This window comes from Gordonia malaquae NBRC 108250 (assembly GCF_000344135.1).
GTDB classification, from domain to species: Bacteria; Actinomycetota; Actinomycetes; order Mycobacteriales; family Mycobacteriaceae; genus Gordonia; species Gordonia malaquae.
The window spans coordinates 1-15,912 of the sequence record NZ_BAOP01000021.1 but is presented as its reverse complement, the minus strand read 5'-3'; the positions used below and the strand labels follow the sequence as shown (position 1 = coordinate 15,912).

Below are 15,912 nucleotides of genomic sequence, written 5' to 3'. Positions count from 1 at the left end.
GACACGAAAGAAGATTGGTTACCCCGTGCGACTCCCACAGTCCTGGCTGACCGAAGTCCTGCAGAAGGGCACCCCCGACTGGTCGGCGTCGACCGCCGCTATCGACGCCGGCTTCGTCCGCGTCGGTTTCGAGATCGAGGACGTCGAGCCGTTCCCGGAGATCACCGGGCCGCTCGTCGTCGGCCGCGTCGCCGCGATCGAAGAGCTCACCGAGTTCAAGAAGCCGATCCGCTTCTGCCAGGTGGACGTCGGGGAGGACGCGCCCCGCGACATCGTGTGCGGCGCGCGGAACTTCGCAGTCGGCGACCTCGTCGTCGTCGCGCTTCCCGGAGTCGTCCTGCCTGGCCCGTTCGAGATCGCGACGCGCAAGACGTACGGCAAGACGTCCGACGGCATGATCTGCTCGGTCACCGAACTCGGCGTCGGCAACGACCATTCCGGCATCCTCGTCCTGACCCCCGGCACGGCGAAGCCGGGCGCGGACGCCCGCGAGGTGCTCGGTCTCGACGACACGGCGATCGACGTCAACGTGACGCCCGACCGCGGGTACGCATTCTCGATGCGCGGTCTCGGCCGCGAGCTGGCGAGTGCGTTCTCGGTGCCGTTCGTCGACGCCGGACTGCCGGGTGAGCCCCTCGCCGCCGACGTGGACCGCGAGCCGTGGCCCGTCACGATCGACGCCGACAGTGCGGCGACCCGCTACACCGGCCGGGTGATCACCGGGGTCGACGCGACGGCGTCGTCGCCGTGGTGGATCGCCAAGCGGCTCATGGTGGCTGGCATCCGGCCGATCTCGGCGATCGTCGACGTCACGAACTACGTGATGATCGAACTGGGCCAGCCGCTTCACGCGTTCGACGCAGACAAGGTGCAGGGCACGGTCACTGTCCGCTCGGCGCGGGTCGGCGAGACTCTCGAGACGCTCGACGGGGTGGTCCGCACGCTCGACCCGGAAGACGTGGTCATCGCCGACGACTCGGGCCCGATTGCACTTGCCGGTGTGATGGGCGGCGCGTCGACCGAGGTCACCGATTCGACGACCACGGTCCTCCTGGAAGCTGCGAACTTCGATCAGGTCCGCGTGTTCCGGACCGGCAAGCGTCACAAGATGAGCTCAGAGGCGCAGAAGCGCTTCGAGCGTCTGGTCGATCCGGAACTGACAGCGGTGGCCTCCGATCGGGGCGCGTCGCTGATCGTCGAACTGGCGGGTGGACAGGTCGCAGGCCCGATCGCCGATGTTCGCGTCGACGTGGCGCCGGTCGCCGCGATTCAGATCGCCGCCGACGAGCCCGACACGACCGCGGGCGTGACGTATGCCGCAGGCACCACGGCCGCACGGTTGCGGGAAGTCGGCTGCTCCGTCGACGACTCCGGCGAGTTGCTGGCGGTGACCCCGCCGTCGTGGCGTCCCGACCTGCGGCAGCGGGCAGATCTGGTGGAAGAGGTGCTGCGCCTGGAAGGTCTCGAGGACATTCCGGCCGTTGTTCCGCGCGCTCCCGGCGGCACCGGACTGACGGCGGCGCAGCGTCGCCGCCGGGCGATCGGTGTCGCACTCGCTGCCGACGGCTTCGTCGAAGTGCTTCCGTATCCCTTCATGCCTGCGGGTGTCTTCGACACCTGGGGTCTCGCGGACGACGATCCGCGTCGGGCTGCGGTCTCGGTGCTGAACCCGCTCGAGTCCGACCGTCCCCAACTGAATACGACTCTGCTGCCGGGTCTGCTCGAGATGGCGGCGCGCAACATCGCGCGAGGACGCCGCGACCTTGCGCTGTACACGATCGGACAGGTCGTCCTCAGCGGTGACCAGGGCCCGACGGTCGGCGCACTGGATGTGAGCGGACGTCCGACCGACGACGAGTTGGCCGCCCTCGACGCGTCTTTGCCGCGGCAGCCGTTGCACGCTGCCGCCGTCCTCACCGGACTCCGCGATCCCGCGGGCCCGTGGGGTCCCGGTCGCGCCGCCGACGCGTACGACGCGTTCGCCGCCGCGCGCGAGATCGCTGCGGCCGCAGGCGTCGAGTTGACGCTGGTCGCCGACGACGAGCTTCCGTGGCATCCCGGTCGTTGCGCACGTCTGGAGGTCGACGGAGTGGTCGTCGGGCATGCCGGTGAACTCCACCCGGCGGTGCTCGAACGTTCCGGCTTGCCCGCACGGCTGTGCGCCGTGGAGATCGACGTCGACGCGTTGCCGCTGGTCCAGGTGCTGCCGTCGCCGAAGGTGTCGCCTTTCCCGGCAGTTCTGCAGGACGTGAATGTCGTGGTGGCTGCCGAGGTCCCGGCCCAGCAGGTGCTCGACGCCCTTCGTGACGGCGCGGGCGAGCTGCTCGAAGCGATCACCCTGTTCGACGTGTTCACCGGTGAGCAGGTCGGCGAGGGCAACAAGTCGCTGACGTTCGCGCTCACCTTCCGGGCCGACGATCGGACGCTCACCGAGGACGACGCCACCGCAGCCAAGCTGTCAGCGGTCGCGCGTGCGACGGAACGTGTCGGAGCCCGCCTGCGGTGATCCGCTCCGTTGTCGAGGTCGCAGTCGCCGCGCTGATCACCTTCTGGCTGCATCGCAGGCTGGTCAGGGCGCCCGGACTCACCGGACGCCGGGCGCTGGTCGCGAACGTCGCCCTTGTGGTGCTCGGGGCGTCGACGGCGGCTGCGTTCCAGGTCGGCGACACTCTCGACCCGTCGTGGGCTCGGCCGATCGGTTTCATCGGATTCACCTGGGCGGCCGCCGTCTACTACTTGGCGATCGGGATAGTCCTGATCGGTCTTGCATCCGTCGTCGTCAGGCTCAGCCGAAGACTGCGTGGTGAATCCGGCGGGGGATTGAGTCGACGTGTGCTCGCACCGGCGACTGCGGTCGTCGTCGTGGTGGCGTCGGCGCTGACCGGCTACGGACTGACGGAGGCCGCGAACCCCCGGATCGTCGACGTCGACGCGCGGGTCGCCAAGCTGCCCGCCTCGTTCGACGGCGTCCGGGTGGCCTTGGTGACCGACGTGCACGTCGGTCCGGCGCGCGGCGTCGGATTCACTCGTGAGGTCGTCGATCGGGTCAACGCGACCGACCCCGATCTGATCGTGCTCGGCGGAGACCTCACCGACGGCACCGTCGCGAAGGTCGGCGCCGACCTCGAGCCTCTCCGTGATCTGCACGCACCACTCGGCGTGTTCGCGATCAGCGGCAACCACGAGTATTACGTCGACGACGGCGGTGCGTGGCTCGACTTCTGGGAGACGCTCGGCATCGCGGTGCTGCGCAATCAGCGCGTGGAACTTCGCAAGGGTGACGGTGTGGTCGACCTGGCGGGTGTGTACGACGCGACCGCGCCCGCCCCGTACGAACCCGACTACCGCGCCGCTCTCGGCGGCCGTGACACCTCTCGGCCGCTGATCCTGCTTGCACACCAGCCGAAGCAGGCGTTCGACGCAGCCCAGTACGGGGGCGCCGAACTGCAGTTGTCCGGCCACACGCACGACGGTCAGCTCTGGCCGAACACCTACATCGTCGCGCTGCAGCAGCCGGTGCGCGCCGGCTGGGGCGACGTCGACGGAACGCCGGTGTACGTGACGCGGGGGACAGGTGCGTGGGGTCCGCCTGTCCGGGTGTTGGCGCCCCCGGAGATCACGGTGCTGACACTGCGGCAGTGACTCGCGCAGCTCGTCTGCACTGAGGGTCGCCGTCTCGAAAGGGGAGTGCATCTATTTACGCGATAATGCATAATGATCGCATGACTATCAAGGTTGCCGTCGCCGGAGCGAGTGGATACGCGGGTGGCGAGATCCTCCGACTGCTGTGCGGACACCCGCGCCTCGCGACCGGCGAGCTCGAGATCGGTTCGCTGACCGCCGGTGGGAACGCCGGGACACGGCTGGGTGAGCACCACAAGCACCTGCTGCCGCTGGCGGATCGGATCCTGGAAGAGACCACCCCGGAGATCCTCGCGGGCCACGACGTGGTCTTCCTCGGCCTCCCGCACGGACAGTCGGCGGTCATCGCCGACGCTCTGCCTCCGTCGACTCTCATCGTCGACTGCGGTGCGGATTTCCGGCTCAAGGACGCTTCCGAGTGGACGCAGTATTACGGCGGCACGCACGCCGGAACCTGGCCGTACGGGATGCCGGAACTGCCGGGCAACCGTGAGACGTTGACCGGTGCGACGCGAATCGCCGTTCCCGGTTGCTATCCGACTGTCTCGATCCTGTCGTTGCTGCCCGCAGTGGCGTCGGGTCTCGTCGACACTCGGGTCAGTGTTGTGGCGATGTCCGGCACGTCGGGCGCCGGTCGGGCGCCGAAGGCGAATCTGTTGGCGTCAGAAGTGATCGGATCGGTCCGTGCCTACGGTGTCGGCGGTGCTCACCGGCACACTCCCGAGATCACTCAGGCACTGTCGTCGGCGGCGAACGCACCGGTCGACGTCTCGTTCACTCCGGTCCTGGTGCCGACGTCGCGTGGCATTCTTGCGACCTGCACGGCCCGAACCGCCGCCACCGAGGCCGAACTCCGAGCCGTGTATGAGGCCGCATACGCCGATGAGCCGTTCGTGTTCGTGCTCGGAGAGGGCGAGTTCCCGGAGACGAGCTCGGTGATCGGTTCGAATGCAGTGCAGATCGGCATCGCCGTCGACGACCGCACCGGTACGTTCACTGCGATCGGTGTGGTGGACAACTTGACCAAGGGCACCGGCGGCGCAGCCGTCCAATCGATGAACCTCGCCGTCGGATTCGGCGAAGCAGAGGGTCTGACCACCGTAGGAGTCGCACCGTGACGACAGGAGCTGAAGAGACAGTGACCGGATCCATGACCAATCCGCCGATGACGCCGGTGGAGTTCACCGACGAGGTGTCAGGGGGTCGCATGGTTCGTCGCCAGGGTGTGACCGCGCCTCTGGGCTTCCGGGCTGCGGGCATCAAAGCGGGCATCAAGGTCAACGGCAACGCCGACCTCGCCCTTGTCTTCAATGAGGGGCCCGAGTACGACGCGGCGGGCGTGTTCACGGCCAATCAGGTCAAGGCGGCTCCGGTTCGCTGGTCGCAGCAGGTGCTCAAGGCTCAGCGTCTGCGCGCGGTGATCCTGAACTCGGGTGGCGCCAACGCGTGCACCGGTCCGGGTGGTTTCCAGGACACTCATGCGACGGCGGAGGCGCTCGCCGCAGCACTGTCGAACTGGGGCACGGAGACGGGTGCCGGTGAGATCGCGGTCTGTTCGACGGGCCTGATCGGTGATCGGCTGCCGATGGACAAGGTCCTGGCGGGCGTCACCGAGATCGTGCACGAGATGGGCGGCGGCATCGAAGGCGGGACCGATGCGGCGTACGCGATCATGACCACCGACACCATCCCCAAGCAGGTCGCCCTGCATCATCCCGGTGGCTGGAATGTCGGCGGGATGGCGAAGGGTGCGGGCATGCTCGCTCCGTCGCTGGCGACGATGCTGATCGTTCTGACGACGGACGCGAAGGTGACGCCGGAGCAGCTCGACGTCGCGCTCCGGCACGCGACCGAACGCACCTTCGACCGGCTCGACATCGATGGCGCCATGTCGACCAACGACACCGTGCTGCTTCTGTCGTCGGGCGCCAGCGCCATCGAGGTGTCGCAGGACGAGCTCGACGCAGCGGTGTTCGCCGTCTGCGACGACCTCGCCGCACAGCTGCAGAACGACGCGGAGGGTGTCACCAAGCGGGTTGAGATCACCGTGACCGGTGCGAAGACCGACGCCGACGCGCTTGTCGTCGCACGGTCGGTCGCGCGGGACTCGCTGGTGAAGACTGCGTTGTTCGGCTCCGATCCGAACTGGGGGCGTGTGCTAGCTGCGATCGGGGTGACCCCGGTGATCATCGACCCCGACGCCATCGCCGTCTCGTTCAACGGGTCGATGGTGTGTGAGAACGGCACCGGTGTTCCGGGCGCCCGCGATGTCGATCTGTCGGGCGATCGCATCCACGTCGTGGCCGATCTGAAACTCGGTGACGGCGCCGCGACGATCCGGACAACGGATCTGTCGCATGCGTACGTCGAAGAGAATTCGGCGTACTCGTCATGACCGACCTCACGCCGCTGGCGAAAGCCGGGATCATCGCCGAATCACTGCCCGCACTGCAAGCCCTCCACGGCAAGCGGGTTGTGGTCAAGTACGGCGGAAACGCGATGGTCGACGACGAGCTGAAGGCGGCTTTCGCCGCCGACATGGTCCTCTTGCGGGCCTGCGGCATCCATCCGATCGTGGTGCACGGCGGAGGTCCGCAGATCTCCGCGATGCTCGCCCGACTCGGCCTCGACGGCGAGTTCCGGGGCGGTTTCCGCGTCACGACCCCCGAGGTGATGGACGTGGCCCGCATGGTGCTGTTCGGGCAGGTCGGACGTGAACTCGTCGGCCTGATCAATCGGCACGGCCCGTATGCGGTGGGAATCACCGGCGAGGACGCCCACCTGTTCACGGCGTCGCGTCGTTCCGTGATGGTCGACGGTGAGCCCACCGACATCGGCCTCGTCGGCGACATCACCGCGGTCGACACGTCTGCCGTCGACGACCTGATCGCCGCGGGTCGCATCCCGGTGATCTCCACGATCGCGCCCGATGCCGACGGCGTGGTGCACAACATCAACGCGGACACCGCTGCGGGGGCGATCGCTGCGGCTCTGCAAGCTGAACACCTCGTGATGCTCACCGATGTCGAGGGTCTGTACACCGACTGGCCCGATCGGTCGTCGCTCGTCTCGACTATCAGCGTCTCGCAGGTCGCGGCCTTGCTGCCGAGGCTCGACGCCGGCATGGTCCCGAAGATGGAGGCGTGCCTGCGGGCCGTCGAATCGGGTATCGGCGCAGCTCACGTCATCGACGGCCGGGAACCGCACGCGGTGCTGGCCGCATTGCTCACCGCGTCGACGGCAGGAACGTCGGTCGTCGCGGACCTTGGAGAAGGGGTCGAATCATGACCGCACCGTTGCAGCAGCGGTGGAACGCATCGCTGATGAACAACTACGGCACACCTCCGGTCGCGTTGGTCCGCGGCGAGGGCGCCGTCGTCTACGACGCCGACGGCAAGGAGTATCTCGACCTGCTCGGCGGCATCGCGGTGAACGCGCTCGGGCACGCGCACCCCGCGATCGTCGACGCCGTCACCGCTCAGCTGTCGACGCTCAGTCACGTGTCGAACCTGTACATCGCACCGCCGGTGATCGATCTCGCCGAGCGGCTGCTCGGAGCCTTCGGCCACGACGGCCGGGTGTTCCTGTGCAACTCGGGGACGGAGGCGAACGAAGCCGCCTTCAAACTCGCGCGGCGCACCGGGCGTCCGCAGATCATCGCCGCCGAAGGCGGGTTCCACGGCAGGACGATGGGTGCGCTCGCCATGACCGGGCAACCGGCCAAGCGGGCGCCGTTCGAGCCGATGCCCGGAGGCGTCGACTTCGTTCCCTACGGCGACGTCGCGGCACTCGAGGCCGCTGTGTCGGAGAAGACGGCCGCGGTGATCTTGGAGCCGATCCAAGGCGAGAACGGTGTCGTCGTCCCACCGGAGGGGTATCTCGCCGCAGCGCGTGAGATCACCTCGCGGCACGGTGCCCTGTTGATGCTCGACGAGGTCCAGACGGGGATCGCCCGGACCGGCGCATACTTTGCACACCAGCGTGTGGGCATCGTCCCCGACGTGATGACGCTCGCCAAAGGGCTCGGCGGCGGAATGCCGATCGGAGCCTGCATCGCTACGGGCCCGGCCGCCGACTTGTTCGGGCCAGGCCATCACGGCACGACGTTCGGCGGCAACCCGGCGTGCGCCGCGGCGGCGCTCGCCGTGCTCGACCACATCGACGCCAACGACCTCTGCAGCCGTGTCGACTCGCTCGGGAAGAGTCTCGCGTCGAGCATCGAGGGTCTCGGTCACCCTCTTGTCGATCACGTCCGCGGCGACGGGCTCCTGCTCGGCGTCGTGCTCAGTGAACCTCTGTCGGGTCGTGTCGATCTCGCGGCGAGGGAAGCGGGTTACCTCCTGAACGCACCCGCGCCGAACGTTCTGCGGCTCGCTCCGCCGCTCATCCTGAGCGACGAGCAGGCCGACGCGTTCGTCGCCGACCTGCCCGCGATCCTCGACGCCGCGCTGGTGGCGGAATCGGAGAATCAGTGATGACGAGGCATTTCCTTCGGGACGACGACCTGACCCCGGACGAGCAGGCACAAGTGCTCGCTCTCGCCGCGAGGATGAAGGCAGATCCGCTCGGTCACCGACCGTTGGCCGGGCCCAAGTGCGTCGGCGTCATCTTCGACAAGAACTCGACGCGTACCCGCTTCTCTTTCGAGGTCGGGATCACGCAGCTCGGTGGCCACGCAGTCGTCGTCGACGGTACGTCGACTCAGATGGGCCGCGACGAATCGCTCGCCGACACCGGCAGGGTCCTGTCGCGCTTCGTCGACGCCGTCGTGTGGCGCACATTCGGCCAGGACCGTCTCGACGGGCTCGCCGAGTTCGCCTCGGTCCCGGTTGTCAACGCGCTCAGCGATGCCTTCCACCCGTGTCAGGTCCTCGCCGATCTGCAGACGATCATCGAACACAAGGGACGCGCCCGCGGCCTCACGTTGACCTACCTCGGCGACGCCGCCAACAACATGGCGAACTCGCTGATGATCGGCTGTGCGATGGCGGGCATGCATGTCCGGGTGAGCGGGCCGGACGGCTTCCGTCCCGATCCCGACATGGTCGCGACCGCTCAGCGGCAGGCGAGGGAGACCGGAGGCAGTGTCTCGGTCATCGACGATCCGCAGGCCGCTGCGGCGGGAGCCGACGTGCTCGTCACCGATACGTGGGTGTCGATGGGCCAGGAGGCGGATGGCCTCGACCGGGTGGGACCGTTCCGGCCCTACCAGATCAACACAGACCTGGTCGGACTCGCCGCCGACGACGTGATCGTGCTGCATTGTCTGCCCGCGCACCGCGGCGAGGAGATCACCGACGATGTGATCGACGGCCCGCACAGCGTGGTGTTCGACGAGGCGGAGAATCGTCTGCACGCGCAGAAGGCGCTGCTCGCCTGGCTGTTGGACAACCGATGACCGACCCTTCGGAGTCTGGACGCCTGGCCGCGACGCGCGCGGGACGTCATGCGCGCATCGTGGAGATCCTCGCGGCCGAATCCGTGCGCAGTCAGGCGGAGCTTCAGCAGCGTCTGGCGGGCGAAGGTGTCGACGCGACGCAAGCGACACTGTCCCGTGACCTCGACGAGCTCGGCGCGGTGAAACTCCGCGCCGCAGACGGGGGAGCGGGCGTGTACGTGGTGCCCGAGGACGGGACGCCCGTCCGAGGTGTGTCCGGCGGCACCGACAGGGTGTCGAGGCTGCTCGCCGAACTGCTCGTGTCGACGGACTCGTCCGGCGACATGGCGGTCCTCCGGACACCGCCCGGCGCCGCCGGCTACCTAGCCAGCGCGCTCGACCGCGCCCGACTGCCAGGGGTGGTCGGCACCATCGCAGGCGACGACACCGTCTTCGTCCTGGCACGTCGACCGCTGTCCGGCTCCGATCTCGCCCAACAGATCGAGTCCCTCGTCTGAGGAACAGACTCTCCGTGCACAATTGATCCCGACCAACGACTTCCTCAAGGAGCTTGAGACACCCATGGCCGACAGCACCGACGCAACCACTCCGCGCAAAGAGGGCACCAACGAAGGCGCACTGTGGGGTGGTCGCTTCGCCGACGGCCCTGCTGCGGCGATGGCCGCACTGAGCAAGTCGACGCACTTCGACTGGGCTCTTGCTCCGTACGACGTCGCCGCGTCGAAGGCGCACGCTCGGGTGCTCAACCGCGCCGGTCTGCTGACCGATGACGACCTGGTCGCGATGCAGGAGGGGCTCGATCGGCTCGCCGCCGACGTCGCCGACGGCACGTTCGGCCCGGCGGAGTCGGACGAAGACGTCCACGGAGCGCTCGAACGCGGTCTCATCGAACGAGTCGGCACCGAACTGGGCGGCCGCCTGCGCGCCGGACGCTCCCGCAACGACCAGGTGGCGACGCTGTTCCGCATGTGGCTGCGTGATGGGATGCGCCGGGTCGGGACCGGGCTGCTCGATGTCGCGGAAGCACTCGTCGCCCAGGCCGCGGCGAACCCCGGGGTTGTGATGCCCGGCAAGACGCATCTCCAGGCGGCACAGCCCGTGCTCCTCGGGCACACCCTGATGGCGCACGCCCAGCCGTTGCTCCGCGATGTGGCTCGGCTGGCCGACGCGGACCGTCGTGTCGCCGTCTCGCCCTACGGATCGGGCGCGCTGGCCGGGTCGTCGCTTGGACTCGACCCGGCCGCGATCGCCGCCGACCTCGGTTTCGACAGCGCTGCCGACAATTCGATCGACGCGACGTCTTCGCGCGATTTCGCGGCCGAAGCGGCATTCGTCTTCGCGATGGCCGCCGTCGACCTCTCGCGCCTCGGGGAAGACGTGATCCTGTGGAGCACACCGGAGTTCGGGTATGTGACGCTCGCCGACGCCTGGTCGACGGGAAGCTCGATCATGCCGCAGAAGAAGAACCCCGACGTCGCCGAACTCGCGCGCGGCAAAGCCGGCCGGATCATCGGCAACCTCACGGGGCTCCTCGCGACGCTCAAGGCCCAGCCGCTCGCGTACAACCGAGACCTCCAGGAGGACAAGGAGCCGGTGTTTGACTCGGTCGCCCAGCTCGAACTGCTCCTGCCCGCCATGACCGGACTGGTCGCGACGCTCACGTTCCACCCGGAGCGGATGGCCGAGCTTGCGCCCGCCGGCTTCACCCTTGCGACAGACATCGCAGAATGGCTTGTGCGCCAGGGCGTTCCGTTCCGTGTGGCACACGAGGTCGCCGGGGCGTGTGTTCGCGAGGCAGAGTCTCGCGGAGTCGGCCTCGCCGACCTCGACGACGAGACCCTCGCATCGATCAATCCGGCCCTCACCCACGACGTCCATGAAGTCCTGACGGTGGCGGGGTCCATCGAGTCGCGCAATGCGCTGGGCGGAACGTCATCGTCGCAGGTGGAACGCCAGATCGACGTTGCAACGGCGACGATCGCAGAGCTCAGGGCACGGCTGCTGTCGTCCTGAGCGCAGCCGGTGAGACGAACGTCTCTGACAGTTTTGTGCATTGGGTCGGCACGACGTGTCTGCTACCGCGCGCAACGGGTAAGGTGATGCGCGTCGCGGACCCGCATCAGCGGTGACGACCGATGCCGCGGCGGAGAGAGGGACCGCTGTGGGACTGCCCAAGGTAGGGGCCGCTGTCGGCCGGATCGTCGCGACCGCGCAGAACGGGCTGGAGGTCATCCGCCTCGGCGGTTTGGAGACCGGAACACAGCCCGCGCCCTTCCGAGTCGTCGAGACCGAGAAGATGTTCCGCCTGCGGAGGTACTTCCCGGACGACGCCGGTGACGGCGCGTCGCACATCATCCTCATCCCGCCGATGATGGTCTCGGCGAACGTCTACGACGTCACCGAGAACAACGGGGCCGTCTCCGTGCTGCATCGCCACGGAATCATTCCGTGGGTCATCGACTTCGGATCGCCGGATCACGAAGAGGGCGGCATGGAACGCACTCTCACCGACCATGTGATGGCGATCAGTCGTGCGATCGACCTCGTACGCGGCATCGTCGGCCGAGACGTGCACCTGGGCGGATACTCGCAGGGCGGCATGTTCGCCTATCAGACCGCCGCCTACCGGCGCGCCGAAGGATTGGCGAGTCTGGTCACCTATGGCAGTCCCGTCGACATCACTGCCGCCATGCCCCTCGGTCTGCCGGCGAACCTCGTCGTGCCGGGTGTCGAGTTCCTCGGCGACCGGGTCTTCTCCAACATCTGGGTTCCGAGCTGGTTGGCGCGTACCGGATTCCAGCTCGCCGATCCGGTCAAGACGGCCAAGAGTCGTATCGACTTCCTCCGCAGGCTCCACGACCGTGATGCGCTCCTCCCACGCGAGGACCAGCGTCGTTTCATCGAGCAGGAGGGGTGGGTGGCATGGTCCGGCCCCGCGGTCGCCGAACTTATGCGACAGTTCGTGGTCCACAACCGGATGATGTCCGGCGGGTTCGTCATCGACGGCGACGTCGTGTCGATGAGCGACATCACCTGTCCCGTTCTCGCCTTCGTCGGCGAGACCGACGACATCGGCCAACCGGTGGCCGTCCGCGGCATCCGGCGAGCGGCGCCCGAGGCCGACGTCTTCGAATCGACGATTCCCGCGGGCCACTTCGGACTTGTCGTCGGCTCGACCGCAGGCCGCATGTCGTGGCCGACCACTGCGGAGTGGATCCTGTGGCGTGACGCCAAGGGGCCCCGACCCGAAGCCGCACACGAGATGGATGCGTCGGTCACCAGCGGCAGCGGAATCAGCTGGGCGAATCGACTCACCTACGGAGTCGGGCAGGTCGCAGGTGCCGGCACGGCTGTCTCCAAAGAACTCATCGAGGCGGTCTCCTCCATCCAGCGGACGACCGTCGCCGTCGCATCCGAATCGGTGCGGACGGTTCCACGCTTGTTCCGGCTCGGCCAGATCCAGCCGTCCACGCGGATCTCGCTCGCCAAACTCATGAGCGAGAACGAGAAACGGACCCCCAACGACGAACTGTTCCTCTTCGAGAACCGCGTCCTCACGCACGACCAGGTCAACACGCGTATCGACAACGTGGTCGCCGGTCTCATCGAATGCGGCATCCGCCCAGGTGAACACGTCGGCGTGTTGATGGACACTCGTCCGTCCGCGCTCGTCGTCGTCGCCGCGCTGTCGCGTCTCGGCGCTGTCGCGGTGATCGTGTCGTCTGGCGACGACCTCCCCGAGATGTTGACCTTGGCCGACACCAACGTGATCCTCACCGACCCGAACCACCTCGACGTGGCGACCGCGGTCAGCGACAGGGTCCTGGTGCTCGGCGGCGGTGATCAACGTGTCATCGACCGAGCCGACGGTGTCTCGATCGTCGACATGGAGCAGATCGATCCGGACAAGGTGCGAATGCCGGTCTGGTACCGACGCGACCCCGGCCTCGCGGGCGACCTCGCGTTCATCCTCTTCACCAAGATCAACGGCCGTATCTCGCGTTGGTCGATCACCAATCACCGCTTCGCCATGTCGGCGTTCGGCGCGGCGGCCGCGGCAGGCCTCTCGAACCGGGACACCGTGTACTGCCTCCCGCCGCTGCACCACGCATCAGGTCTGCTCACGACACTCGGTGCCACGGTCGCCGGACGCTCGCGCATCGCGCTCTCCAACGGTGTCGACCCCGAGCGCTTCGCCTTCGAAGTGCGCCACTACGGCGTCACAGTCGTGTCCTACACGTGGTCGATGCTCGCCGAGATCATTCGCCGGGACGATTTCGACGCTGCCCAACTCGCGACTGTCCGACTCTTCATGGGTTCGGGCCTCACGTCCGGACTCTGGACCGAGATCCGAGAGGCCCTTCCGAAGGCCAAGGTCCTGGAGTTCTTCGCCACCGCCGACGGCTCGGCGATCCTCGCCAACGTCGACGGAAACAAGATCGGCGCCATGGGCCGTTCGCTGCCCGAGACCAACAACGTGCGGATCGCGGCCTACGACACCGACACCGACCAGTTGGCAGTCGATCGAGACAGCGGTTTTATCCGCGAGGCCAACCCGGGTGAGGTCGGGATGCTCGTCTCGCATGCCGCGCAGAAGTTCGACGCCGCCGGACTCGTCCTCCGTGACGTGTTCCGCTCCCACGACCGCTGGGAGGTGTCCGGCAGCCTGTTCCGCGCCGACGCCGACGGCGACCTCTGGTACATGGGCTCGGCCCAGGGAGTGATCCGGACCGCCCGCGGGGTCGTGTATCCCGCACCGATTCAGAATGCACTGTCGGAGCTGCCCGTGGTCGAGCAGGTCGCCGTCTACGGCGTCCGCCACGCCGGCGCCCAGCTCGCGGTGGCCGCGATCAGTCTGCGTGCGGACGGGCCGTCGCTCACGCCGACCATGCTCCGAGTCGGGCTCGGCGAACTGGAGGCCGCCGATCGCCCGGACATCATCTGGGTCACCGACTCGATCCCGGTGTCGGAGTCGTTCCGTCCGATCGCCACGGGGCTCGTCGCCCGTGGTGTCCCGAAGCCCGGACCGAAGGTCTGGTACCGGGATTCGGAAGGCCGTTACCGCCGTTACACCGCGAGCGTGGCCAAGACCATCGATTGGGCCTGGCCCACCGTGCAGGACGAGACGGTCGACGGCGTCGTCGACGTGGCCGAGTAGCCTGAGGACTCATGAGCACACGCGCTGAACGTCTCGACCCGGTCGTCCGCGACCGGCTCGTCTGCCCGCAGGATCTCGGTGAACTGATCAACGCGGGGGATGAGCTGTACAACCCGCGGCTGCAGGTGGCCTACGGGATCGACGAGCTGGGCATCCCGAACATGCTGATCGACGACGCACGCGCAGTCTCCGACGACGAGCACCGCGCCCTCATGACGAAGAACGGACAGTGAGCCGAGTGACCGAGAACATCCTCTACGAACTCGAATGGCGTGGACTGATCGGTCAGACCACCGACCGCGACGCGCTCCGCGAATCGCTCGACTCCGGTCCGATCTCGCTCTACGCCGGCTTCGATCCGACAGCGTCGAGCCTCCACGCAGGACACCTCGTCCCGCTGTTGACGCTTCGACGCTTCCAACTCGCCGGGCACCGTCCCATCGTCCTCTCCGGTGGCGCCACCGGGCTGATCGGTGACCCCAGGGACGTCGGCGAGCGGTCGATGAACTCGACCGACACTGTCGCAGGGTGGGCCGAGAAGATCGTCGGCCAGCTCGAACGGTTCGTGGACATCAACGACTCCGCTACCGGTGCAGTGTTGGTGAACAACATGGATTGGACGGGAGGGCTCAGCACCATCGAGTTCCTCCGGGATGTCGGAAAGCACTTCTCGGTGAATGTCATGCTCGCCCGAGAGACGGTCAAGCGCAGGCTCGAATCGGACGGCATCAGCTACACGGAGTTCAGCTACCTCCTCCTGCAGTCGCACGACTACCTCCAGCTTCACCGCCGCTACGGGGCGAGCCTCCAGATCGGCGGTTCTGATCAGTGGGGCAACATCGTCGGCGGCGTCGACCTCATCCGCAAGGTCGACGGAGCATCCGCCCACGCGCTGACCGTCCCGCTGGTGACGTCAGCCGACGGCAAGAAGTTCGGCAAATCGACTGGTGGTGGAAGCGTCTGGCTCGACCCCGAGCTGACAAGCCCGTACGCGTGGTACCAGTACTTCGTGAACACCGCCGACGCCGATGTCGTCGGCTACCTCAAGTGGTTCACCTTCCTCTCGCGTGAGGAGATCGCCGAACTCGAGCAGGCCACCGCGGAGAAGCCGTTCCTTCGACTCGCACAGAAGCGACTCGCCGCCGAACTCACCACGCTCATTCACGGCGCCGACATGACCGCTGCCGCAGAACTCGCCAGCCAGGCGCTGTTTGGCAGGGGAGAGCTCGACGGTCTTGACGAAGGCACCCTCGCCGCAGCGCTGTCGGAGACCGGCGTCGCCGAGTTCGACACAGGCGCGACGCCGACGATCGTCAATCTGCTCGTCGAGTCCGGGCTGGCCGACGGCAACAAGGCGGCACGTCGTGCGATCGACGAAGGCGGCGCCTACGTGAACAACGTCAAGATCACCGACGCAGACTGGACTCCCGGGGTCGACGACCTGCTCCACGGCCGCTGGCTGGTGCTCCGTCGAGGGAAGAAGACCTTCGCCGGCGCGCGTATCGGGTGATGACCTGCGGGTTTGTCCTCACCGCGACAGCTGTGTAACTTATTCGAAGTCAGCGCGACACCGTGCAGACATCAACTCCACCCCGGCCGGTTGCAAGACCGAGATCGGGGAGGGTACAGTTGAAAACCGCTCAACCAACCAGATCAACTGCAATCCGGAAACGGAGCACAGACGAGGTTGCAGAGCGGAAACCAGCCTGATAGG

General features: G+C 67.5%; 12 protein-coding genes. All 12 read left to right on the top strand.

Annotated elements, in window-relative coordinates; genetic code table 11:
• Positions 1 to 25 precede the first annotated feature (25 nt).
• The 12 genes from pheT to tyrS all read left to right on the top strand — a co-directional run bounded on the left by pheT (position 26) and on the right by tyrS (position 15,708).
• Entirely contained in the window at positions 26 to 2,506 is a 2,481-nt protein-coding gene (pheT, locus tag GM1_RS14370; RefSeq protein ID WP_008379937.1) for a phenylalanine--tRNA ligase subunit beta, read from the top strand.
• Positions 2,503 to 3,642, top strand: a complete 1,140-nt coding sequence (locus GM1_RS14365) for a metallophosphoesterase (protein ID WP_008379935.1) — start codon at positions 2,503 to 2,505, stop codon at positions 3,640 to 3,642. Before pheT ends, GM1_RS14365 begins: the two co-directional genes overlap by 4 nt.
• Before the next feature lie 80 nt (positions 3,643 to 3,722).
• On the top strand, positions 3,723 to 4,760 hold the full coding sequence (argC, locus tag GM1_RS14360; RefSeq protein WP_008379934.1) for an N-acetyl-gamma-glutamyl-phosphate reductase: 1,038 nt from the start codon (positions 3,723 to 3,725) through the stop codon (positions 4,758 to 4,760).
• Between the two features lie 32 nt (positions 4,761 to 4,792).
• Positions 4,793 to 6,037 carry a bifunctional glutamate N-acetyltransferase/amino-acid acetyltransferase ArgJ gene (gene argJ, locus GM1_RS14355; RefSeq protein WP_085950673.1) on the top strand — a complete coding sequence of 415 codons (1,245 nt, stop codon included), beginning with the start codon at positions 4,793 to 4,795 and terminating at the stop codon, positions 6,035 to 6,037.
• Positions 6,034 to 6,930, top strand: coding sequence for an acetylglutamate kinase (gene argB / locus GM1_RS14350; protein ID WP_008379930.1), 897 nt, complete (start codon positions 6,034 to 6,036; stop codon positions 6,928 to 6,930). Before argJ ends, argB begins: the two co-directional genes overlap by 4 nt.
• On the top strand, positions 6,927 to 8,117 hold the full coding sequence (locus tag GM1_RS14345) for an acetylornithine transaminase (protein ID WP_008379928.1): 1,191 nt from the start codon (positions 6,927 to 6,929) through the stop codon (positions 8,115 to 8,117). The genes argB and GM1_RS14345 overlap by 4 nt, the downstream gene beginning before the upstream one ends.
• Positions 8,117 to 9,040: an ornithine carbamoyltransferase gene (gene argF / locus GM1_RS14340; protein WP_008379926.1), complete on the top strand. Its 924-nt coding sequence runs from the start codon at positions 8,117 to 8,119 to the stop codon at positions 9,038 to 9,040. Before GM1_RS14345 ends, argF begins: the two co-directional genes overlap by 1 nt.
• Positions 9,037 to 9,537 carry an arginine repressor gene (locus tag GM1_RS14335; protein ID WP_008379924.1) on the top strand — a complete coding sequence of 167 codons (501 nt, stop codon included), beginning with the start codon at positions 9,037 to 9,039 and terminating at the stop codon, positions 9,535 to 9,537. Before argF ends, GM1_RS14335 begins: the two co-directional genes overlap by 4 nt.
• 64 nt (positions 9,538 to 9,601) lie before the next feature.
• The gene (gene argH, locus GM1_RS14330; protein ID WP_008379922.1) at positions 9,602 to 11,053 is read left to right on the top strand and encodes an argininosuccinate lyase; all 1,452 of its coding nucleotides are present in this window, start codon (positions 9,602 to 9,604) and stop codon (positions 11,051 to 11,053) included.
• A 148-nt stretch (positions 11,054 to 11,201) separates the two neighbouring features.
• Positions 11,202 to 14,198 (top strand): AMP-binding protein, encoded by a 2,997-nt coding sequence (locus GM1_RS14325; protein WP_008379920.1) that lies wholly within the window; start codon positions 11,202 to 11,204, stop codon positions 14,196 to 14,198.
• An 11-nt stretch (positions 14,199 to 14,209) separates the two neighbouring features.
• Complete coding sequence (locus GM1_RS14320; RefSeq protein ID WP_008379918.1) at positions 14,210 to 14,431, top strand: Trm112 family protein; 222 nt, start codon at positions 14,210 to 14,212, stop codon at positions 14,429 to 14,431.
• Positions 14,432 to 14,436: 5 nt separating this feature from the next.
• The gene (gene tyrS, locus GM1_RS14315; RefSeq protein ID WP_157436033.1) at positions 14,437 to 15,708 is read left to right on the top strand and encodes a tyrosine--tRNA ligase; all 1,272 of its coding nucleotides are present in this window, start codon (positions 14,437 to 14,439) and stop codon (positions 15,706 to 15,708) included.
• Positions 15,709 to 15,912 lie beyond the last annotated feature (204 nt).

Bases quoted from the DNA above. Each gene is read 5' to 3' on its own strand.
- GM1_RS14320 (WP_008379918.1), top strand. From the start codon at position 14,210: ATGAGCACACGCGCTGAACGTCTCGACCCGGTCGTCCGCGACCGGCTC.
- argJ (WP_085950673.1), top strand. From the start codon at position 4,793: ATGACCAATCCGCCGATGACGCCGGTGGAGTTCACCGACGAGGTGTCA.
- GM1_RS14335 (WP_008379924.1), top strand. From the start codon at position 9,037: ATGACCGACCCTTCGGAGTCTGGACGCCTGGCCGCGACGCGCGCGGGA.
- argF (WP_008379926.1), top strand. From the start codon at position 8,117: ATGACGAGGCATTTCCTTCGGGACGACGACCTGACCCCGGACGAGCAG.
- GM1_RS14345 (WP_008379928.1), top strand. From the start codon at position 6,927: ATGACCGCACCGTTGCAGCAGCGGTGGAACGCATCGCTGATGAACAAC.
- argH (WP_008379922.1), top strand. From the start codon at position 9,602: ATGGCCGACAGCACCGACGCAACCACTCCGCGCAAAGAGGGCACCAAC.
- argC (WP_008379934.1), top strand. From the start codon at position 3,723: ATGACTATCAAGGTTGCCGTCGCCGGAGCGAGTGGATACGCGGGTGGC.
- argB (WP_008379930.1), top strand. From the start codon at position 6,034: ATGACCGACCTCACGCCGCTGGCGAAAGCCGGGATCATCGCCGAATCA.